At 70.0% G+C, this 20,689-nt stretch carries 18 protein-coding genes and 2 pseudogenes; 8 read left to right on the top strand and 12 right to left on the bottom strand.

What is annotated here, in order from left to right:
- Positions 1-41 precede the first annotated feature (41 nt).
- A complete protein-coding gene (locus ACI2L3_RS00130; RefSeq protein WP_404750021.1) occupies positions 42-662 on the top strand; it encodes a TetR/AcrR family transcriptional regulator C-terminal domain-containing protein in 621 nt (206 codons plus the stop codon).
- A 14-nt stretch (positions 663-676) separates the two neighbouring features.
- Here the strand turns inward: ACI2L3_RS00130 and ACI2L3_RS00135 are convergent, their stop codons facing one another.
- Both ACI2L3_RS00135 and ACI2L3_RS00140 read right to left on the bottom strand, forming a co-directional pair.
- Positions 677-1,885, bottom strand: coding sequence for a DUF4157 domain-containing protein (locus tag ACI2L3_RS00135; protein WP_404750022.1), 1,209 nt, complete (start codon positions 1,883-1,885; stop codon positions 677-679).
- A 133-nt stretch (positions 1,886-2,018) separates the two neighbouring features.
- Complete coding sequence (locus ACI2L3_RS00140) at positions 2,019-5,012, bottom strand: bifunctional [glutamine synthetase] adenylyltransferase/[glutamine synthetase]-adenylyl-L-tyrosine phosphorylase (protein ID WP_404750023.1); 2,994 nt, start codon at positions 5,010-5,012, stop codon at positions 2,019-2,021.
- A gap of 223 nt (positions 5,013-5,235) precedes the next feature.
- Between ACI2L3_RS00140 and ACI2L3_RS00145 the strand changes: the two genes are divergently transcribed.
- Positions 5,236-5,673, top strand: coding sequence for a VOC family protein (locus tag ACI2L3_RS00145; RefSeq protein ID WP_404750024.1), 438 nt, complete (start codon positions 5,236-5,238; stop codon positions 5,671-5,673).
- 31 nt (positions 5,674-5,704) lie between these two features.
- Here ACI2L3_RS00145 and ACI2L3_RS00150 read toward each other — a convergent pair whose 3' ends face one another.
- The 3 genes and pseudogenes from ACI2L3_RS00150 to ACI2L3_RS00160 all read right to left on the bottom strand — a co-directional run.
- Positions 5,705-6,169 carry a hypothetical protein gene (locus ACI2L3_RS00150; protein WP_404750025.1) on the bottom strand — a complete coding sequence of 155 codons (465 nt, stop codon included), beginning with the start codon at positions 6,167-6,169 and terminating at the stop codon, positions 5,705-5,707.
- Positions 6,166-8,622 (bottom strand): molybdopterin oxidoreductase family protein, encoded by a 2,457-nt coding sequence (locus ACI2L3_RS00155; RefSeq protein WP_404750026.1) that lies wholly within the window; start codon positions 8,620-8,622, stop codon positions 6,166-6,168. Before ACI2L3_RS00155 ends, ACI2L3_RS00150 begins: the two co-directional genes overlap by 4 nt.
- Before the next feature lie 234 nt (positions 8,623-8,856).
- Positions 8,857-9,180 (bottom strand): annotated as a pseudogene (locus ACI2L3_RS00160) (ATP-binding protein); the annotation flags it as partial.
- On the opposite strand from ACI2L3_RS00160, the gene ACI2L3_RS00165 reads away from it, so the two are divergent.
- Positions 9,174-10,310 (top strand): DUF1152 domain-containing protein, encoded by a 1,137-nt coding sequence (locus tag ACI2L3_RS00165; protein ID WP_404750027.1) that lies wholly within the window; start codon positions 9,174-9,176, stop codon positions 10,308-10,310. The pseudogene ACI2L3_RS00160 and the gene ACI2L3_RS00165 sit on opposite strands and share 7 nt — an antisense overlap.
- A gap of 250 nt (positions 10,311-10,560) precedes the next feature.
- A pseudogene (locus ACI2L3_RS00170) lies at positions 10,561-10,791 on the top strand (hypothetical protein); the annotation flags it as partial.
- A 62-nt stretch (positions 10,792-10,853) separates the two neighbouring features.
- On the opposite strand, the gene ACI2L3_RS00175 reads toward ACI2L3_RS00170, so the two are convergent.
- From ACI2L3_RS00175 to ACI2L3_RS00195, 5 genes are all read right to left on the bottom strand, one after another.
- Positions 10,854-11,546, bottom strand: coding sequence for a maleylpyruvate isomerase family mycothiol-dependent enzyme (locus ACI2L3_RS00175; RefSeq protein WP_404750028.1), 693 nt, complete (start codon positions 11,544-11,546; stop codon positions 10,854-10,856).
- Positions 11,547-11,601: 55 nt separating this feature from the next.
- Entirely contained in the window at positions 11,602-12,162 is a 561-nt protein-coding gene (locus ACI2L3_RS00180; RefSeq protein WP_404750667.1) for a nitroreductase family protein, read from the bottom strand.
- Positions 12,163-12,338: 176 nt separating this feature from the next.
- Positions 12,339-12,917, bottom strand: a complete 579-nt coding sequence (locus tag ACI2L3_RS00185; protein WP_404750029.1) for a hypothetical protein — start codon at positions 12,915-12,917, stop codon at positions 12,339-12,341.
- Between the two features lie 436 nt (positions 12,918-13,353).
- Entirely contained in the window at positions 13,354-13,824 is a 471-nt protein-coding gene (locus ACI2L3_RS00190; protein WP_404750030.1) for an NUDIX domain-containing protein, read from the bottom strand.
- Positions 13,825-13,826: 2 nt separating this feature from the next.
- Complete coding sequence (locus ACI2L3_RS00195) at positions 13,827-14,546, bottom strand: XRE family transcriptional regulator (RefSeq protein WP_404750668.1); 720 nt, start codon at positions 14,544-14,546, stop codon at positions 13,827-13,829.
- A 272-nt stretch (positions 14,547-14,818) separates the two neighbouring features.
- Here ACI2L3_RS00195 and ACI2L3_RS00200 point away from each other — a divergent pair, with 272 nt between their 5' ends.
- A complete protein-coding gene (locus tag ACI2L3_RS00200) occupies positions 14,819-15,019 on the top strand; it encodes a hypothetical protein (protein ID WP_404750669.1) in 201 nt (66 codons plus the stop codon).
- A gap of 404 nt (positions 15,020-15,423) precedes the next feature.
- Here the strand turns inward: ACI2L3_RS00200 and ACI2L3_RS00205 are convergent, their stop codons facing one another.
- Positions 15,424-16,785, bottom strand: a complete 1,362-nt coding sequence (locus ACI2L3_RS00205) for a glutamine synthetase family protein (protein WP_055564891.1) — start codon at positions 16,783-16,785, stop codon at positions 15,424-15,426.
- Between the two features lie 386 nt (positions 16,786-17,171).
- On the opposite strand from ACI2L3_RS00205, the gene ACI2L3_RS00210 reads away from it, so the two are divergent.
- Positions 17,172-18,434 carry a globin domain-containing protein gene (locus ACI2L3_RS00210; RefSeq protein WP_404750031.1) on the top strand — a complete coding sequence of 421 codons (1,263 nt, stop codon included), beginning with the start codon at positions 17,172-17,174 and terminating at the stop codon, positions 18,432-18,434.
- 36 nt (positions 18,435-18,470) lie between these two features.
- Here ACI2L3_RS00210 and ACI2L3_RS00215 read toward each other — a convergent pair whose 3' ends face one another.
- On the bottom strand, positions 18,471-18,944 hold the full coding sequence (locus ACI2L3_RS00215; RefSeq protein WP_404750032.1) for an RrF2 family transcriptional regulator: 474 nt from the start codon (positions 18,942-18,944) through the stop codon (positions 18,471-18,473).
- A 155-nt stretch (positions 18,945-19,099) separates the two neighbouring features.
- Here ACI2L3_RS00215 and ACI2L3_RS00220 point away from each other — a divergent pair, with 155 nt between their 5' ends.
- On the top strand, positions 19,100-19,759 hold the full coding sequence (locus ACI2L3_RS00220) for a DUF3105 domain-containing protein (RefSeq protein WP_404750033.1): 660 nt from the start codon (positions 19,100-19,102) through the stop codon (positions 19,757-19,759).
- On the top strand, positions 19,756-20,418 hold the full coding sequence (locus ACI2L3_RS00225; RefSeq protein ID WP_404750034.1) for a DUF305 domain-containing protein: 663 nt from the start codon (positions 19,756-19,758) through the stop codon (positions 20,416-20,418). The genes ACI2L3_RS00220 and ACI2L3_RS00225 overlap by 4 nt, the downstream gene beginning before the upstream one ends.
- The last annotated feature ends 271 nt before the right edge of the window (positions 20,419-20,689 follow it).

Here is a 20,689-nt window from a genome sequence, read left to right on the forward strand (position 1 = left end):
TTCGGGAAGAGTTCGAAAGACTTCACAGAGAGATCAGAGCCATGGGCCGGCCGCGCACACCGCTCCTCGACCGGGAGCGCATCACCACGACGGCGCTGGAACTCGTCGACGAGCAGGGCGACTTCAGCGTGCCGCAGATCGCGCGGCGGCTCGGCGTGCAGACGGGCTCGGTGTACCACCATGTGGACGGCAGGGACGGCATCGTCGAGCTGCTGCGCGAGCGGGTGGCCGAGTCGATCGACTCCGGCACGCTGGCCCCCGACCACCTTTGGGACGCCTCACTGGCCGCCTGGGCCCGCTCCTACCGCGCGGCCTTCGCGGCCCACCCCAAGGCGATCCCGCTCCTGACGACGTCCCCGGTGCGGGCCCCACGCGTCCTCGACCAGTACGAGCGCGCGGTGACGCGGCTCCTGGCCGCGGGGTTCGCCCTCCCCGACGTCATGCCCTTGATCACCGGCCTGGAGAACCTCGTCCTCGGCTCGGCGCTCGACCTGGCGGCGCCGGAGACGATGTGGGTCCTGACCGACGATACGGCGACGCCGCGGCTGGCCGAGGCCCTCGACGCGGTGCCGCACGGCCGCGCGGAACGGGCTTTCGAGCTGGCGCTCGACGGTTTCATCGCGCATGCGCGGGCGATGCTGGCGGCTTACGACGGCGTGTGAGCGTACGTCAGGCCCTACTTGAACGACTCGTCGCCGTCCCACTTCACGTGGACGACCTCCGGGGCGAGGCCGTGGACCACCGCGCGGCCGACGTCCGTCTTGAAGCGGTCGATCAGGTCTTGTACGTCGCCCAGCGGGTAGCGGGACTCCAGGGTGTCGATCAGGGCCTTCGCCGAGACGCCCACGCCGGCCGCGAGCTGCTGGGTGTTGCCGGGACGGTTGTTCCAGCCCGCGGCGTTGTTGCGGCCCACGTGGATCGACTCGGACGCCGTGAGGGCGGACGCGCCGGCCTCGTGGATCAGGTTCTGGCCGGCCACCGGGCGGGCCGTCAGGTGGAAGAGCGAGCCCTTGATGGATGCCGTGGACGCGCCCGTCTTGCGGTCCTGCACCTCGCCGCCGCTGGTGAGCATCACGTTGAGGTGGACGGCGAGCTGGGCCGTCGTACCGCCGTCGCTCACGTTGACCACGACGGGCCGGGAGATGAGGTTGTTGCCGCCGTTGTTCCGGCACTCGGGGCCGAACTGGAAACCGGCGAGTGTACGGTCCTGGCCGACGATGATGTCCAGGAGCTGGTTCCAGTCAACCCGGGGGCCCATCTGGGTGCCGGTGACACGCTGCACGGCTGCCGCGTCCGGCACCGCGGTTGTGGTCGCGGTCGCGCGCTGGGCCGGGACCGCCTCCGTGCGGTCCGCGGGCGCCGGGCCCGAGAGGACCCGGTGGGCGTTCGCCTCGGCCTCGCGTTCGAAACGGTCGGACGGGTCCGAGACGCGGAGCCCGCTGCCGTTGTCCGTGCCGGCGACGGGGCCCTGCCGCTGCTGGATGACGTGCGTCAACTCGTGGGCGAGCGTGTGCCGGTCGGCTCCGCCGTCACCGATGACGACGTGGTTCCCGGAGGTGTAGGCGCGGGCACCGACCTCGGCCGCGGAGGCCTTCGCGGCGCTGTCGTCGTGCACGCGGACGTCGGAGAAGTCCGCGCCGAGGCGGGCCTCCATGTCGGTGCGGGTGGCGGTGTCGAGGGGCCGCCCGCCGGCCCGGAGCACGTCGTGGACGGCGGACCGCTGCACCGCGTGGACGGCGGCCGCGTTGCCCGCGGTGCGCTGCAACGCCATGAGCTCCTGCGCGCTCATGGTGCCGCCCGCGCTTGACGGCGACGCGGCGGGACGGGCCGGGGCGCGGCCGGCTCGCTCCCCGTCGGCGGGTCGGGCGGTTTCGCGGGCGCGCATGGGGCCTCCAGGCAGACGGACTCTGACTCTTCCTGGATACGCCATGGGTCGGCCGCCGGGCCAGGTGCGCAAGGGCAGGGTTGAGTGTCTGTTGGGGCAGCGCGGGCGAGGCGGGCAGAACTGAAGACGGCTCTCAGGAGCCGTAGAACCGTTCCTCCATCACCGCTCGCGCCCTGCGCGTGGTGCGCCGGTAGTCGTCCAGCATGTCGCCGACGTGCCCGGTGTCGTAGCCCAAGTAGCGGGCCACGGCAGCGAGTTCACGGCCGTCGGAGGGGAACGTGTCGCCCGCGCGGCCGCGCACCAGCATCACCGCGTTGCGCACGCGGGTCGCGAGGACCCACGCCTCGTCGAGGGTCGCCGCGTCCTCGGCGGGGATCAGCTCCGCGTCGCGGGCGGCGGCCAGGGCCGCGCGGGTGCGGGTCGTACGCAGGCCCGGCACTGCCCCGCCGTGCTGCAACTGGAGGAGCTGGACGGTCCATTCGACGTCGGAGAGGCCGCCGCGGCCCAGCTTGGCATGCAGGGTCGGGTCGGCGCCGCGCGGCATCCGCTCCGCCTCCATGCGGGCCTTGAGGCGGCGGATCTCGCGGACCGCGTCCTCGTCGAGGCCGTCCGCCGGATAGCGCAGGGGGTCGACGAGGTCGATGAAGGCGCGGCCCAGCTCCTCGTCGCCCGCGACCGGTTCGGCCCGCAGCAGCGCCTGGGACTCCCAGACGAGGGACCAGCGGCGGTAGTACGCCTCGTACGAGCCCAGGGTGCGCACCAGCGGGCCGCTCCTGCCCTCCGGGCGCAGATCCGCGTCTATGAGCAACGGCGGGTCGGCGGACGGGAGTTGGAGGAGGCGGCGCATCTCGGCGACGACCTTGGCCGCGGCCTTCGCCGCCTCCTGCTCGTCGGCGCCCTCGCGCGGCTCATGGACGAACAGGACGTCCGCGTCCGATCCGTAGGCCAGCTCGTGGCCGCCGAAGCGGCCCATGCCGATGACCGCGAAGCGGGTGGGGAGCGTGTCGCCCCAGCCCTCGCGGACGACCGCGCGCAGCGTGCCCGAGATCGTGGCGGCCGTCAGGTCCGAGACCGCGCCGCCCACCCGGTCCGCGAGCCTGCCGGGGTCGGCCTCGGCGGGGCTGTCCTCCGTGCCGTACGAGCCGATGATGTCGCCCGCGGCGGTGCGGAACAGCTCGCGGCGGCGCATGCCGCGCGCCACCGCCACGGCCTGCTCGGCGCCGTCGGCGCGGCGCACCGCCGCCAGGACCTCCTGCTCCAGGTGGGCGCGGCCGCGCGGTTCGAGCCCGTGCTGGTCGCCGAGCAGGGCGACGGCCTCGGGGGCGCGCAGGAGCAGGTCGGGGGCGAGGCGGCCCGCGGACAGGACGCGGGCGAGGTTCTCGGCCGCCGCGCCCTCGTCCCGTAGCAGCCGCAGGTACCACGGGGTCTTGCCGAGCGCGTCGGACACCTTGCGGAAGCCGAGGAGGCCCGCGTCCGGGTCGGCGGAGTCCGCGAACCAGCCCAGCAGGACCGGCAGCAGGGTGCGCTGGATGGCCGCCTTGCGGGAGACGCCGGAGGCGAGCGCCTCCAGGTGCCTGAGCGCGGAGCTGGGGTCCGCGTAGCCGAGCGCGACGAGCCGCTCGCGGGCCGCCTCCGTACTCAACCGGGCCTCGCCCGGCGCAAGTTGGGCGACCGCGTCGAGCAGCGGGCGGTAGAACAGCTTCTCGTGCAGGCGGCGCACCACGGAGGTGTGCCGCTTCCACGCGCGGCTCAGCTCGGTGATCGGCTCGGTGCGCATCCCCAGGGAGCGGCCGATGCGCCGCAGGTCCGCGTCGTCCTCCGGCACGAGGTGGGTGCGGCGCAGCTTGTAGAGCTGGATTCGGTGTTCGAGGGAGCGCAGGAAGCGGTACGCGTCGTCGAGCTGGGCGGCGTCCACCCGCCCCACGTAACCGCCCGTGCCCAGCGCGTGCAGCGCCGCCAGCGTCGACCCACTGCGGATCGAGGGGTCGCTGCGCCCGTGCACCAACTGCAGCATCTGTACGGCGAATTCGACGTCGCGCAGCCCGCCGGGGCCGAGCTTCAGCTCCCGGTCGACCTCCCCGGCCGGGATGTTCTCCACGACCCTGCGGCGCATCTTCTGCACGTCGGTCACGAAGTTCTCGCGCTCGGCGGCGTGCCAGACGAGGGGCGCGAGCGTGGCGACGTACTCCTCGCCGAGCGCGAGGTCGCCCGCGACCGGGCGGGCCTTGAGGAGCGCCTGGAACTCCCAGGTCTTCGCCCACCGCTGGTAGTACGCGAGGTGGCTGGAGAGCGTGCGCACCAGCGGGCCGTTCCTGCCCTCGGGGCGGAGGTTCGCGTCGACGGGCCAGATGGTGCCCTCGACGTTCGTCTCGGAGCAGATCCGCATCATGTGCGAGGCGAGCCGGGTCGCGGCCCGCAGCGCCTTGCCCTCGTCGGCGCCCTCGGCGGGCTCCGCCACGAAGATGACGTCGACGTCGGACACGTAGTTCAGCTCGTGGCCGCCGCACTTGCCCATCGCGATGACCGCGAGCCTGCACAGCGAGGCGTCGCCGGGCGCCGCCGCGCGGGCCATGGCGAGCGCCGCCCGCAGCGTCGCCGTCGCGAGGTCCGCGAGCTCGGCCGCCGCCTCGGCCACGTCCGTCGTGCCGCACACGTCACGCGCCGCGATGGAGAGCAGGCAGCGGCGGTAGGCGACGCGCAGCGACACGGGGTCGGTGGCCTCGCCGAGACCCCGCTCGAACTCCGCCACACCGGGATGCAGGTCCGCCGACTCATACGTGACGAGGGCACGCCAGTCGCCGGGGTGGGTGGCCAGGTGATCGGCGAGGGCCTCGGAGGCGCCGAGCACGCCGAGGAGCCGGTCGCGCAGCGGCTTCGCGGTGACGAGGGTGTCGAGCAGCTTCCGCCGCCCGTGGTCGCTCTCCTGCGCCTCGACGAGCCGGACGAGGCCCAGCAGCGCCAGGTCGGGGTCGGCGGTGGCGCCGAGCGCGTCCAGGAGCAGCGGGTCGGAGCGTACGGCGCTCAGCGCGGGGTCGTCGAGCAGCCGCTCGGCGGCGGACGGGTCGGTGAACCCGTGCCGCAGCAGCCGCGTGAACGTACTGCTCCGGCGCCCTTGCGGCAGCGTCATGCCGATCCTCCGTTCGATCACTCCTCGGCCCGAGCCTACGGCCTGAGCGATGAACTCGGCGCGCCCGCGGAGTCCGCCCCTTCGAACCGTCCCTTCGAACCGCCTCTTCGAGGAGCGCGCGGCCCACGATCCGGCGGCCGGCCCGGGGACCGTACGCCCGAGTGGCGGGCCACGACCTCGCGGAACGCTGACACGGCCCCAACTCCCTGATGTACTGCGGCTCATGGAATACACACTCGAAGTGATCCCGCTGCCGGTCTCCGACATCGACCGGTCCATGGAGTTCTACCGCGACAAGCTCGGCTTCCACGTCGACATCGACGCGGAGGTCATGCCCGGCATGCGCATCGTCCAGCTGACCCCGCCGGGCTCGGGCTGTTCCATCGCCCTGACGGGCGACGCGCTCTGGGAGACGATGGCAGGCCCGAGGCCGGCCACCGGCTCCTACCAGGGCCTGCAACTGTGCGTCGCCGACGCGAAGGCCGCGCACGCCGAGCTGACGGCACGCGGCCTGGACGTCAGCGAGCCGGTGCAGCACGCGCCGCAGGACGGCGGCACGTTCATGTACTTCAAGGACCCGGACGGCAACGGGTGGGCGATCCAGGAGTACCGGGTGCGGGCTACGACGTCGCTGCGGGATGCGATCGTGCCCAAGCCCTGATCCCTGAGCGCTAAGCCGTGGCGGGGCCGTCTCACAGGCTGGTGAGCACCTGCGGCGAGATGACCTTGATCATCGTATTGGTCCAGCGCATCTGCCGCAGGGTCTGTGGATGACACCGCGAGGCCAGCGCGAGGAGCGCCTCGTCCTTCGTGGCCTGCGCGGCTTGGGCCAGCATCTCCCAGTGGAGGGAGTTCTCAACGCCGGCCAGGTGGAGCGCGCGCAGGTCACGGAGGAGGAGCAGGCCGGGCTCGGCTTCTGTTCCCGCGGCTCCCTCGGGGACGGGGACGGGGACAGGAACGGCACCCAGGTCGAGGCCGCGATTGTAGGCGGTCCCGGCCAGGAGCCCGGCGTGCTCCTGGGACCAGCCCGCGAGATCGGTCGCCACATGGTGGACCTCGTGCTCGTCGCGGTGCCGGTCGGCCACCGCGAGCAGCTCCCCGGCCAGGTGCTTCTCACCGTGGTGGAGGGCGCGCAGGGTGAGGGCGATGCCGTTCATCCGGCGTCCTCCGTGACGTGGGCGGCCGGGCCGCCGGCGGTGGCCGGTACGGAGCCGGGGCGGGCGGGAGCGGACGCGGCGGTCGTGGGCGCGGGGGCGGTTTCGCCGTCCGCGCGTGCGACGAGGCGGAGTGCGGCCGCTGCGGTCTTGAACAGGGGCTGTTTGGAGACGGGGTCCCAGTCGGTGACGGTCGTCTCGTTCGCGGCGCGCCCGGGGGTGGCGCCGTCCGGGGCGTGTCCGGCCTCGGTGTCCCAGTAGCCGTAGTGGAAGGGGATGAACAGCAGCCCCGCACGGATGCCGGTCACCCGCAGCCTGCCCCGGACGGCGCCCCGGTCCGTGCTGACCTCGACCAGGTCGCCCTCGTCGAGCCCGAGCGCGGCCGCGTCCGCGGCGGACGCCTCCACCCACACGTCGGGCGCGGCCGCGTTCAGCTGCGGGGCGCGACCGGTCTTGGTGCGGGTGTGGAAGTGGTAGATCGTGCGCCCGGTGGTCAGCTGGAAGGGATGGTCCTCGTCGGGCGGCTCGTGAGGCGGCAGATAGCCGGCCGCCTTGATCATCGCCTTGCCGTCGGGGTTGAGGGAGCGGTACTCGACGGCGTCGCTCGACGCGCCGGTCACCAGGTCCTTGCCGTACGACTCGCAGGCGTCGGGGTGGGCCCAGCTGACGCCGTCGGTGTAGAGGCGTTCCGTGCCGTCGGGGTTGCGGTCGTCGCACGGCCACTGGATGCCGCTCGCGCCGCGCAGCCGCTCGTGGCTGAGGCCGGTGTAGTCGCAGGGGCGGCCGGCGCTGCAGCGTTTCCACGCCTCGAACGCCGATTCCGGGTCGTGCCAGCCGATCAGCGGCCCGCCGTCCTTGTCGCGGAAGTCCATGCGGGCGGCGTAGTCGAGGAAGATGTCGAGGTCGGGCCGGGCCTCGCCGGGCGGTTCGACAGCCTTGTCGGCCAGGTGCACGGTGCGGTCGGCGTTGGTGAACGTGCCGGTCTTCTCGCCCCAGGTCGCCGCGGGCAGGACGACATCGGCCAGTTGGGCGGTCTCGGTGAGAAACAGGTCCTGCACGACGATGAAGAGCCGGTCCTGGCCGAGGATCGAGCGGACGCGGGACAGTTCAGGCAGGGAGACGGCCGGATTGGTGCCGCTGATCCAGAGCATGCGGATGGAGCCCTGTTCGGCGTAGCGGAACATCTGCATGGCGTGGGTGGGCGGGGCGTAGTGCGGGATGGTCTTCGGTTCGACGTTCCACACCCGTGCCAGGTCGGCGACGTGGCTGTCGTTCTGCCAGTTGCGAAAGCCCGGCAAGTCTCCGTCGGCGCCGCACTCGCGGGTGTTCTGGGCGGTGGGCTGCCCGTTCATCTGGAGGACGCCCGCGCCGGGCCGCCCGAGCATGCCGCGGACCAGGTGGAGGTTGTTGATCTGGACGGCGGCGGCGGTGGCCTGGTGGGACTGGTAGACGCCTTGGAGGACGGTGGACAGCAGCCGGTCGGCCGTCCCGATGAGTTCGGCGGCCTCCTCGATCCGCGCGGCGGGTACGTCACAGATCCGGGCGGCCCACTCGGGCGTGCACGTCTCTACCCGGGACACCAGCTCCTCGTAACCGACGGTGTGCGCCGTGATGTAGTCGTGGTCGACGCGGTCCGTCCGGATGAGCTCGTGGAGGAGCGCGTTGAGCAGGGCGACGTTGGTGCCGCTACGCGGCGCCAGGTGCACGGTCGCCTCGCGGGCGACCCGGGTGGGGCGCGGGTCGACGCACAGCAGCCGGGGCGGCTCGGCGCCGGCCAGCCGGTCGAGGATCCGCATCCACTGCACGGGCTGGGTCTCGGCGATGTTGTGCCCGAACAGGGCGATCACGTCGGCGTGGTCGATGTCGTCATAACTGCCGGGCTGACCGTCGCAGCCGAAGGACTCCTTCAGCGCCTCGGCGGCGGTGGAGGTGCACAGCCGGGTGTTGCCGTCCAGATGGTTCGTGCCGATCCCGGCCCTGGCCAGCACCGCGAGGGTGTAGTACTCCTCCAGGTACAGCTGGCCGCTGGTGTAGAAGCCGATGGACCCGGGCCCGCGTTCGGCGAGCAGGTCGCGCGAACGCTCGACGACCCGCTCCATCGCGGTGTCCCAGTCGCACTCCACCAACCGCCCGTCCCGGCGGATCAAAGGCCTGGTCAGCCGGTCCGCTGAACCGTTCGCCTGCCAGCCGAACAGGTCCTTCGGGCCGAGCCTGCCCCGGTTGACCCGGTCGACCGCCCGGCCGCGCACGCCGACCATCCGCCCGTCGACGACGGCGACGTCCATGGCGTCCCCGTCGGAGTGCAGGATCGAGGCCGTCTGCACCCACTCCCGCACCGACGCGGGGTCCACACCCTCTTCGAGGAACGTGTCGACCCGGGTGGGCCACGGCTCGTGCCGCCCGTACGGAGTCCGGCCGCCCCACGGCCGCGCGATCCGGTCCACCGAAGCGTCCACGCCCACCTCCACGTCGGCCCGCGGCACCCGCCGTGCCACGCGGCAGGGCACGGGTACCCGGACTTCAGGGAGGCGTATCAGTGACGACCGACGCCGGGGGTGACTTCACCCGAGTGCCACCGTGGCCCCACGGCACGGCACACCCACCACCGGCGACGAGACCCGCGTCCTGTACGCACTCGACGCGGCGCCCACACAGGCCATCCCCCGCTCCCACAACGGCGTAAAACTCCTCTAACTCGGCTTCCAGGCCGCATCGACCCGGAAGGAAACGACAGTGCCACCGAAACGGCTGGGCCCGGCGCACCAGGAGTCGGACAGCGCATTGACCAGGAGCCGTCCCCTCCCATGCGCGTCATCCGCGTCAGGATCACGCCGCCGAACGTCAGCCGGGAGCCCCCGGTTGTGCACATCGACCCCCAGGGCTTCTCCCGCACGCCACCATTCGACGCGCACTCTCCAAGACTCCTCGGCCTCGCCGTAGAGGACGGCGTTCGTCACCAACTCCGAGAGCATCAGGAGGCAGTCGTCGATCGAACACGTCAGCTCGTATGAGGCTGGCCAATACGCGAGCGCCTACGCTGAGGTGGGTGACACGCTTGATCGTGGCAGCCGGAGGAGGAGGTGACGCCGTCGCCGCCGCGGTGGTCGACGCAGCCCTGTACGGGGGCAGCGGAAGTCCAGCGGTGATCCTCACGTACGCGTGGGACCGGCTGCTCGTCGACCCGGTGCCGGGCCCCCGAGGGCCGGGCGATTTAACGGGGCTGACCCCTCTCACGCGAAGCGTCTGGGCAGTCCCGCCGACCGCGAGGCCGATCGCACCGGCAGGCTCCACGCTCCCCCGGTTGGCGAGCGAACTCCCCCACACCTTCGCGCTGATCGACCCCCAGCACGGTGCCGAGGGCATCGCGCACCAAATCACCTCACTGGTGCACCACTTGAACCCCGAGTCCATCGACCTCCTGGACGTCGGCGGCGACATCCTCGCCAAGGGCGACGAACCCACACTTCGCAGCCCCCTCGCAGACGCGCTCACGCTCTCCGCGTGCTCACAACTCAAAGCCCACGTACGGCTCTTGGTTGCCGGCCCAGGGCTGGACGGCGAGATACCGGCCGAAGACCTGACCGCCCGCATGGGCCCGCCGGTCCTGACGTTCACGAGCAACCACATCGCACCGATCAGCTCGGTACTGGAATGGCACCCTTCCGAGGCCACGGGCATGCTGGCCGCCGCAGCCCGAGGAGTCCGCGGCCTGTGCGAAGTCAGAGACGCCGGCCTAGCGGTCCCGCTCACCGACCAGAGCGCCACCCTCCATGAAGCGCCCCTGCACCAGGCGTTGCACCGAAACAAGCTGGCCCGCGCTCTCCTCACGACAAGAACCCTCGCCCAGGCGGAGCAGTACAGCCGCGAGATCTGCGGCTACTCGGAAATCGACTACGAGCGCATCAAGGCGAGCCGACTCGCGACCCAACCAGCCCGCAAGCTCGACCCCACCCGCACACTCCACCGCCTCGCCGAGTTCGAGACAGCCGCCCGCCGACGCGGCATCACGCACACGACGTTCCGCAGAATCACCGAAGCCCTAGGCTTTGGCGGCGAACACCGACAGCCTCTGCGTGAGTTGCTGATCAACCGTCGCCCACTCCAGTACGAAGCACCGCTCTGGCGCATCTCACGTGATGCCTGAGGCACGACTTTCTCTACTGGTTCAAGGCACCCGGTCGCGCTTCGCTCCGCCGGGCGGGCTCACGGCTCCACTCGGGGCGCCGCTCCTGCCTTCGGCCCGCTCCGCCCCGGCTGCGCCGACGCCCGCCCACACACGGATAGGGCCGGGGCCAATCGGCGATCACCCGACGAATCGACCTAGAGGCAAGGCGATGCCTCCGGCGCGGGGGCGCTGTGACTCTGGGATGGAGGGGCGCCGTACGCGACTGCGGGCTGCCCATCGCGGCGCGCGAGAGGGCTCCCACCCCGTCCACCATCGCCGCCCGGTCACCCACGACGCCGATCTGTACAAGGAACGCAACACCGTCGAACGTCTGATCAATTAACTCAAGGCGTGGCGGGGCGTCGCTACCCGGTTCGACAAGACCCCCAAGAGCTACCTGGCCGGACTCCACCTCCGCGCCTCCATGATCTGGATCAAGGACCTCAACCGGACCACATGATGACGACCCGATGCAGGTCCTGGATCGCCGCAATCCGCCTCTGGCTGCGCTCCTGAACAGGGTCAGGGCGTCAAGGTGCCGGTCAGAATGCGCAGCCCCGCCTCTTGGTCGCCGGTCCAGCTGAAGGCGGCATCCGCGCTGCGCATCCGACCCCACAGGAGCAGTACCAGCTGTTCCGCCGTCGCTGTGAGCGTGGCCACGGCAGTGCCAGGGCCGTACACCCAGGAGATTCCGGTGTCCGTCGCGTGCAGTCGCAGGGCGTGCTGCGGGTGCTGGGCTCGTCCCCGGGCTATCTGCCTGGGTGCCATCGTGTCGAAGACCTCGGCCACGCCTTCGCCGGCCAGCACCGGGTCGAGCGGTCGACTTCTGCCCAGTGCGTTCTCGGCATCCCAGCGGTGAATGAGTGCCTCCAGCGCACGGCGCCGTTGCCAGAAACCCGCCGTGTGCGGCGGATGGAAAGTCCAGGCGCTCGCACTCGGGTCGGTGTCGAGGGCCTTGAGCAGAGTTACTGAACTTTCCTCGAACCACCGCAGAAACCTATCGGGATCACGCGGAGCCGAGGTGGGTTCGTGCTTGCCGTGCTGCTCGGTGACTGCGGCCGCCGCCCACAGATTTGAGCCGCCCAGGTGCTCGGCCAAGTCGCGGAGCGTCCACTCGCCGCAGTGTTCGACGGGTACAGACAGATCACCATCGATGCATGCGCGGAACGCGTCGAGTTCGTTGCTCAGGTGCTGCAGCAGGGATTCCGAGTCCATGACCAGCGAACCTAACCCAGCCCACTGACAGCGCGGCCCGGTTCCGACCCGTCGCCTACTCCGCCGGCGACCAGGGAGCAGAGCGCAAGTGCGCGACGCTACGCCGGGCACGGAGCGCTGAGGGGCTGTCAGGCGCCTTGCCCACCGCGACCATGGAGACGATCACCCAGCCCGGGTTCGGGTCCAGCTCCTTGGTGAGCCCTTCCAGGTCGAAGGCCCGGAATTGGTGCGCGGCGAGTCCCATGGCCTGGGCCTGAACAGTCATGTGGGCGACGGCCTGGCCGAGGTCGTAGTCCGCGAACTCGGAGTACAGCAGTTGGGTGTCATCGACGTGTCGGCGCGTCAGCGTGACGACGAGCAGGCTCGCATCCGTAGCCCAGCGGGCCGAGCTCGGTGCAAGGTGAGGGAGCACCCGGTCATGCTCCGGCTCACCGGGCCTGCCAATGAAGAAGCCCCACGGCTGGGAGTTCCCTGCCGATGGTGCCCACCGCGCGGCTTCCAGCAGCAGTCCGAGGGCATGGTCGTCGACCACCGCTGACGGATCGAACCGGTAGGGGCTGAAGCGCCCGGCAAGCAGTGGGTGTATGCCGCTGGGCGGCTCCTGAGGATGGTGCACGTTCCGCTGCAACCGGCGACCGTGAGTGCGTATTCCGGCCGGCGCGAGCACAGACACCGGCCACGCCAGACGATCTTCCAGAACGAAGTGCAACGAGGGGAAAGCTCACACATTGATCACGACTCGATACGCGCCCTAGGCCCTCGTCGGAGCTTCGAGTCCAAAGGGACATTTGCTTAGAGCACCAGGTCGGCCAAGGCTTGAGCGACAAGACCGAGTGCGACGAAGAACCAGCCGAGCACCTGCTCGTGCAAACCGCGAATGTCGCCGTGCTTCGCCTCTTCGTCCAAGAACAAGATGCGGGTCTCCAGTTCCGAAGCGACTCGTTGGTCTGCCTTGCGGCGAGAGTCCACTTCCTCTGCGAGGTTGTGCTCAACATCCTGAGCGAGTCGGTAAACCTGGTTCAGGCGGCGCTCGATCTCGGTCGCGAAGGCTGCTGGATCTTGTGTCGCGTCCGGCAGCGGGCCGAACTGGAAGAGGCCGCGTACGTTCATTGCGGCCGAGACTTCCAGGGCCGTGTCGAGAGTCCCCGTCACGGGAGGGGAAGGACGCCTTAGTAAGCGACGCACCCCACGAACAAGCGCCGTCCACCACCGGCGCAGCATCGCGGCTTCGGTCGCTAGCACCCGCTTGAAGAACCGTTCGCCGGGCGCGGCAGAGCTCTTGAAGGTTCGGCGGAAGCCGTCAGCAGCAGCGGCCAGGCCGAGGGACTGACAAGCAATACTGGCCACAGTGAACGCAGTTTCGGCAGACACTAGATCATCATGTGAGCCCAGACGAGATCACTTCAGGCGATCGGCCAATGTGCGCCCCCTACACCCATGGCGGGCCGCACCAGGTGAGTGTCTAACTGCGTGACAACCGCGACGCACGACCACGAACAACCGTGGACGTCAGCAGACCATCGAAGCAGGTGACAGGCATAGCGGCCCAAGGACAGCAACCATCCCGAGTCGCTTCGGGACAAAGCAGTCACTGCTCCAGGCCTCGGAACCACGCGTCCGCCGTCGCGGCTCACCCTCAGTACTGCTCCGGCGAAGCTAGTCAGCCACCCATGAACACAGGCGAACGCGCACGTAAGCAGCCAACCACCCACCACCACAGTTGGAAAGCGTGTTGAGTGGCGTATGCGAGGCCTTCGGCGACAGCCACTATCGCTCGACGCCGAGCTACTACTGTGATCCGTCACCGTCAGCCGAGATATGGGCGCTCGCGGTGCTCCAAGAAGTGCCGGAGCCTGAGCCGCTGCGTGTGGTGCATCGCCAGCTCCTCAAGGTCCTCCGAACGGACAAACCGGAGTTCCGTCGACTCGTTGGAGATCGCGAGTCGGCCGCCGACAGCTCGAGCGGTGAAGCAGACGTTGAACTGGCGCCGGACCTCGCCGTCCGTGTACGCGATGATGTGCTTCGGGTCGGTGTACGTACCGACTAGACCGGTGATTTCAACGTCGAGGCCGGTCTCTTCCTTGACCTCGCGGACCGCCGTGCCGGGTAGGGAATCGGTGAGGTCCATTCCGCCTCCGGGCAGGGCCCACAGGTCGTTGTCACGGCGGCGCTGGAGCAGGATGCGCCCCTGCTCGTCGGTGACGACCGCGGAGGCCGCGACAACCATGCTGTTCGGCTTGGGTGCGTTCGGGTCGTCGTAGTACTCGGTCCGCGCCATGGTCACTCCTCCTGCTGCACCGGCTTCGCCGTCGCCCAGACCGCGTCGAAGCTCTGGGCGTAGGTGTCGGACATGCCGCCTTCCCCGTTACGGCGGAGATGCCACACCGGGGCACCGTATGCGTTCACACCCCAGACGTGGGCGTTGACCAGCAGCTGGTCATCGGCGCGGTACAAGGAGTTGTAGAGCGTCGTTTCGTGGGTCCTTATCTCGATGCCGGACACTCCGGTCAAAGAGCTGTAGTGCATCAAGGCAAGTCGGCACCGCGACTCGATGCCGTGCCCGAACTTCTCCTCCTGGCCGCGTGCCTGGACGTTGGGGCTCTCGGCGTCACCCACCGCGATGCGAACAGTGCAGCCTTCGGCGGCTCGCTCACGCAGCAGATCGTTGAGCCGGGGGTACGCCTCGTGCAGGAAGACGGCCGCGTAGACGAGCACGTCAATGCGCTCTCGCTCCTGCGTCATCATGTCGACGTAGGTGGACACGGGGAGGTCCGCACGCTGTTCGTGGAGTGCCACGAGTTCCGGGCTGATTCCGCGGGCGGCACGGGGTTGCCGAAGTGCCGGCCAGAGTGCGTGCACGTCTTCTCCTAAGGCTTCAGCCGCCTGCAAGGCTGTGGCGCGGCGTGGGGTACGGCCCAGGTTCGCCCATCGCTCAACCGATTTGGGGTCGACCTCAACTGCCTCTGCCAGGGCGACGTACGTCCAGCCTCCCGCCGCCATGACGGCACGTAGTCTCTCGTTCTGCACGAGCTTCCCCCTGAGTCCTGGGACGGCACTAGGGACGTTCTACCCGACGCGGAACGTCCCGAAGTGGGGTTTGGGGGTGGTTCCTAGGTCCTGCCCGTCGGCCTGATGCTTCTCCGCATGAGCACGGACGGGTGCTGACTGCTTGTCGAGTGACACGGCACTCCGGTTCCGCGCCGGTTCGTTCCCACGGCGAGGAGACAACAGAAGTGAGTGACAAAGCGGACCCTCCGGCTATCGGCGTCCTCATGGTGGATGAGCGCACCGGCAAAGCGGGCGTCGTCATGGGGCACGAGGGTCCCTACGTGCAGCTCCGCCCACCTCGCGGCGGCACGGAATGGGACGTCCCACCCGAAGCGCTCCGCCTGCCCACTCAAGCCGAGGACCTGAGCGCGAAGGTGTCCATGGTCAACGCGGCCTCCTTGGGCAACGGGAGGTGCGGGCTGTGAGCACCCGGGCCGTCCTGCGGCATGAGACATGGACCCTCGAGCCCGACCGAGAACCGGATGCGGAGCCGACGACGTACGCCATGCAATGCGCTGTGGATGGTGAGACGTCACCGGCCAGTGAGGACTTCGCGGAGCCGCAGGACTGGGTTCTCAAGCACTGCGGCCAGCATCCTTCGCACCACACCTACCGCGAGATCATCACGCGGCCTTGGCGGACATGGAGGCGGACTTGATGCGCCGAACCGTCGGGCGGTTGGGCAGTTCGCGGGTTCACTGATGATCATCAGCTCCGGGGCCAGACGACCCACAGACGGCCCCGCCCCCAGGCAGACAGCCAAGAGGGCCCACGGTCGGCGACCACGGGCCCTCTCAGTGAGGCGAGCAAAGAGTGCTCTGGCCTGTGCCTACAGCACCGGCAGGTTCTTGCGGAGTTCGAAGGCCGTTACCTCGGAGCGGTACTCCTCCCACTCCTGCTTCTTGTTGCGCAGGAAGAAGTCGTAGACGTGCTCGCCGAGCGTCTCGGCTACCAGTTCCGACTTTTCCATGAGGGCGATGGCCTCGCCGAGGTTCTGTGGGAGGGGCTCGATGCCCAGGGCGCGGCGTTCCGCGTCGCGCAGGGCCCAGACGTCGTCGTCGGCGCCCGGCGGGAGTTCGTAGCCCTCCTCGATGCCCTTGAGGCCGGCGGCGAGCAGTACCGCGTAGGTCAGGTAGGGGTTGGCGCCGGAGTCGATCGAGCGGACCTCGACCCGCGCCGAGCCGGTCTTGCCGGGCTTGTACATCGGGACGCGGATCAGGGCCGAGCGGTTGTTGTGGCCCCAGCAGATGTACGAGGGGGCCTCGCCGCCCGCGCCAGCGGTGCGCTCGGAGCCGCCCCAGATGCGCTTGTAGGAGTTCACCCACTGGTTGGTGACGGCCGAGATCTCCGCGGCGTGCCGCAGCAGGCCCGCGATGAAGGAGCGGCCGACCTTGGAGAGCTGGTACTCGGCGCCCGACTCGTAGAACGCGTTGCGGTCGCCCTCGAAGAGGGAGAGGTGGGTGTGCATGCCCGAGCCCGGGTGTTCGGAGAACGGTTTCGGCATAAAGGTCGCCTGGACGCCCTGTTCGAGCGCGACCTGCTTCATGACCAGGCGGAAGGTCATGATGTTGTCGGCCGTGGAGAGCGCGTCGGCGTACCGGAGGTCGATCTCCTGCTGGCCGGGGGCGCCCTCGTGATGGCTGAACTCCACCGAGATACCCATCGATTCGAGCATGGTGATGGCCTGGCGGCGGAAGTCCATGCCCACGTTCTGCGGGGTGTGGTCGAAGTAGCCGGAGTTGTCGGCGGGGGTGGGCCGCGAGCCGTCCAGCGGCTTGTCCTTCAGGAGGAAGAACTCGATCTCGGGGTGGGTGTAGAAGGTGAAGCCCAGGTCGGAGGTCTTGGCGAGGGCCCTCTTCAGTACGTAGCGGGGGTCCGCGAAGGACGGGGAGCCGTCCGGCATCAGGATGTCGCAGAACATGCGGGCCGTGCCCGGCGCCTCCGCACGCCAGGGCAGCACCTGGAAGGTGGAGGGGTCCGGCTTGGCGATCATGTCCGACTCGTACACCCGGGCGAAGCCCTCGATGGCGGAACCGTCGAAGCCGATGCCCTCGTCGAAGGCCTGTTCCAGCTCGGCCGGGGCCACCGCCACCGACTTCAGGAAGCCGAGGACGTCCGTGAACCACAGGCGCACGAACCGGATGTCGCGCTCCTCCAACGTACGGAGCACGAATTCCTGCTGCTTGTTCATCTTCCGCTTCCACCCATCCTTGCTGGTCAGGCCACCTGCGTCCGTGCCGCGGGACACACTCTGGGCACGCTCGGGACACGCCCGGGACACATTGACACCCGAGCATCCCACTCCGCGGTTTCGAACGCGTTGCGGGCTCCGTGCCGTCGCGTCCGCCGCGCTGTGTCCGTGCTGTGTGTCCGTGCTGTGTGTCTGTGTTGTGTGTCCGAGCTCTGTGCCCATAGTGCCTGCTTCGCGGCGGCTCGGTAACAGCGGGCCGTGGATCTCTCTCCGCGTCACCGCCGGCTGCCGGCGACGTTAACTTGCATATGAGATGCAAGTTTTCTACGGTCTGAAAACAGACAAGGGAGGCGTATGGCGTATCTCCCCGGAGCTGAGGAGTCCCGTTGCTGTCCGAGCAGTCCGCCGCGACCGTCCGTGCCACCCTGCCCGTCGTCGGGGCCGCCATCGGGGAGATAACCGAGCGGTTCTACGCACGGCTCTTCGAGGCCCATCCTGAGCTTCTGCGGGACCTGTTCAACCGGGGCAACCAGGCCGCCGGAACCCAGCGGCAGGCCCTGGCCGGCTCCATCGCCGCCTTCGCGGTCCACCTGGTGGAGCACCCCGACGAGCGGCCGGACGTCATGCTCAACCGCATCGCGCACAAGCACACCTCGCTCGGCGTCGCCCCCGACCAGTACGGGACGGTGCACCAGCACCTCTTCGCCGCCATCGTCGAGGTGCTCGGCGACGCGGTCACGCCCGAGGTCGCCGCCGCCTGGGACGACGTCTACTGGCTCATGGCCAACGCCCTCATCGCCATCGAGGCCCGCCTCTACGCCGAACAGGGCGTCACCGCGGGCGCCGACACCTGGCGCGAGTGGGAAGTGGTGGAGCGCGTCGAGGAAACGGACGACGTCGCCACGTTTCGCCTGCGTCCCGTCGACGGGGCGCAGGCCGTGCCGGGCTTCCGCGCGGGGCAGTACGTGTCCGTTCAGGTCGAACTCGCGGACGGGGCACGTCAGATACGGCAGTACAGCTTGTCGGGCGGAATCGGGGCGGCGGGCATGGCTGCCGGCTCCGGCTCTGGCTCCCCGATACGGCAGATCAGTGTGAAGCGGGTGCCGGGGGGCGTGGGGGCGCCCGGGACGCCCGAAGGTGAGGTCTCGAACCACCTGCACGCGCGCGTGCGCGAAGGGGACGTCCTGCGCGTCTCCCCGCCGTACGGGGACCTCGTCCTCCACGAGACGGACGCGGACGCGGACGTTCCGCTGCTGCTCGCCTCCGCGGGCATCGGTGTCACCCCGATGATCGCCATGCTGGAGCAGCTCGCCGCCGCCGGCCACCGCGGACCCGTCACGGTCGTGCACGCGGACCGCTCCCCCGCGGACCACGCACTCCGCGCCGACCACGAGGCGTACACCGGCAAACTCCCGGACGGCACCGCCTACTTCTTCTATGAGCGGCCCGCGGCGGGACACCCCTCGGAGCTCACGGGGTTCGCCGATCTGGCGGCGCTTCCCGCGGTCGCGCCGGGCACGCGCGCGTACCTGTGCGGGCCGCTGCCGTTCATGCGGACGGTACGTTCCCAGCTGATCGAGCGCGGGGTCGCCGCCGCGGACATCCACTACGAGGTGTTCGGCCCCGACCTGTGGCTGGCGCAGGGCTGAGAACCGGCGTAGGGCTGAGGAAGACGCGCAGGCCGCTCAGGTGGCGTCGCGGGTCGTGATGTCCAGGAGCAGCGGGCCCGTCGGCGCCGCCACGATGTCCGCCACCGTCAGCCCGTCCAGCGAGGCGTAGAAGGCCTCCTGCGCCCTGCGCAGCGCGTCCCGCAGGCGGCATGCCGAGTTCAGCGGACACGGCGTGCCGCCGCCCTCGCAGTCCACCACGTCGCCCGTGCCCTCGAAGGCCCGCACCAGCGCGCCGACCGACGCCCGGCGGCCCGCCTCCGTCAGCGCGAGCCCGCCGCCCCTGCCCCTGCGGGCCTCCAGCAGGCCCATCTTCTGGAGCTCGGCGACGACCTTCGCCTCATGGGTGTACGGCACCGCCATGTCGGCGGCCACCTCGCGCGTCGTGGGGGCTGCTGTCTTGGGGGCTGCTGTCGTGGGGGCCGCGTCGCTCACCACGGCCAGGCGCATGAGGGTGCGCAGCGCCAGGTCGGTGGATCGCATGAGCCGCATGCCTCCGAGCGTAGGTAATGCGCATCCCTGGCTCAAATTCCGCGCTCGGACGCCCTGTAGTAGCTCGGACGCCCTGTAGTAGTGGGCCTCCCTCGCATTACGATCAGCGGACTCGTTCGTCGTCCCGTCCGGCCCTTTCCCCAGAAGGACACATCATGGGTTCCGCCAAGAACACGAGCAACGCTTCCCGCAAGGCCCGGATAGAGGAGATGCGCCGGGCCGATCGCGCGCGTGACCGCCGGGGGCGGGCCCTGACGATCACCCTCAGCGCGGTCGTCGTCGCGGCGCTCGGCGTGGGCGGGTTCTTCCTCTTCTCCCAGGCCTCCGACGACTCCGACTCCAAGGACGACGCGAAGGGCTGGCCGAAGTACAAGGTCTCCGCGGACGGCGAGAAGTCCTGGGGCAAACTCGGCCGTACGCACGTCACGAAGAATGTGGACTACCCCATGACGCCGCCCGTCGGCGGGGACCACAATCAGGTGTGGATGAACTGCAACGGCGACGTCTACAAGAAGGAGATCCCGGAGGTGAACGCCGTGCACTCCCTGGAGCACGGGGCCGTCTGGGTCACGTACAACGACAAGGCGAAGCCCGCCGACCTGAAGAAGCTCGAAGCGAAGGTCAAGGCCACGCCGTACTCCCTGATGAGCCCGGTCAAGGACCAGAAGGACCCCGTCATGCTGACCGCCTGGGCCCACCAGCGGACGGTCTCGGGCGCGGACGACCCGAAGGTCAAGGAGTTCTTCTCCAAGTACGTCCAGGGCAAGCAGACGCCTGAGCCGGGGGCGGCGTGCACGAGCGGTCTCGGCCAGTGAGGCGGCGCACCAACTGGCTCGTCGGGGGCGTCGCAGCCGCGGTCCTCGCCGGTGGCGGCATCACGGCGGCGGTCGCCGCGACGGACTCCGGCTCGGGGGGTACGGGTACGGGTACGCCCGCGAGTTCCTCGGCCGACGCCGGGTTCGCCCGCGACATGGCCGTCCACCACCAGCAGGCCGTGGAGATGTCCTACATCGTGCGGGACCGCACCGACGACGAGGAAGTGCGGCGCCTCGCGTACGACATCGCCCAGACCCAGGCCAACCAGCGCGGGATGCTGCTCGGCTGGCTGGACCTGTGGGACCTCCCGAAGGTTCCGGACGGCGCCCCGATGGACTGGATGGGCATGGGCGACGTGCCGCCGGGCAAGGACGGTGCGCTGATGCCGGGGATGGCGACGGGGGCGGAGCTCGAACGGCTGGGGAAGCTGAGCGGCAAGAAGGCGGAGGTCCTGTACCTCCAGCTCATGACGCGGCACCACCGGGGTGGGGTGCATATGGCTCAGGGGTGCGTGGACCGGTGCGAGGTCTCCGCGGAGCAGCGGCTGGCTCGGGGGATGGTGGAGTCTCAGGAGTCGGAGATCTCGCTGATGGCTGCGCTGCTTAAGGCGCGGGGCGCGGGTGCTGGCGTTGGCGCGGGCGCTGGCCTGGGTGGGTGAGGGCGCACCCTCTGTAGCAGGCGCTGCGGCTCGTTGGGCCGGGCTCGCCCATGCTCGGTTGTGGGGCGGGGGCGCGGGGGTATGTGCGTACTCGCTATCCCTGCGTCACGCCTCAAGTCCAAAGACGCCAGAGTTCGCTCGGTGCTCCGTTCGCACATACCCCCACACCCCCTCCGGCGCGCGAGCGCCTGCGCCCCGGTGGGACGACTCGCTCCTACTCCCGCATGGCGTCGCGGGGCAAACGGGCGGGTGGGTGGGATACATCCGCCGC

The organism is Streptomyces sp. NPDC029674, from assembly GCF_044903205.1.
In the GTDB taxonomy this organism is placed as follows: Bacteria; Actinomycetota; Actinomycetes; order Streptomycetales; family Streptomycetaceae; genus Streptomyces.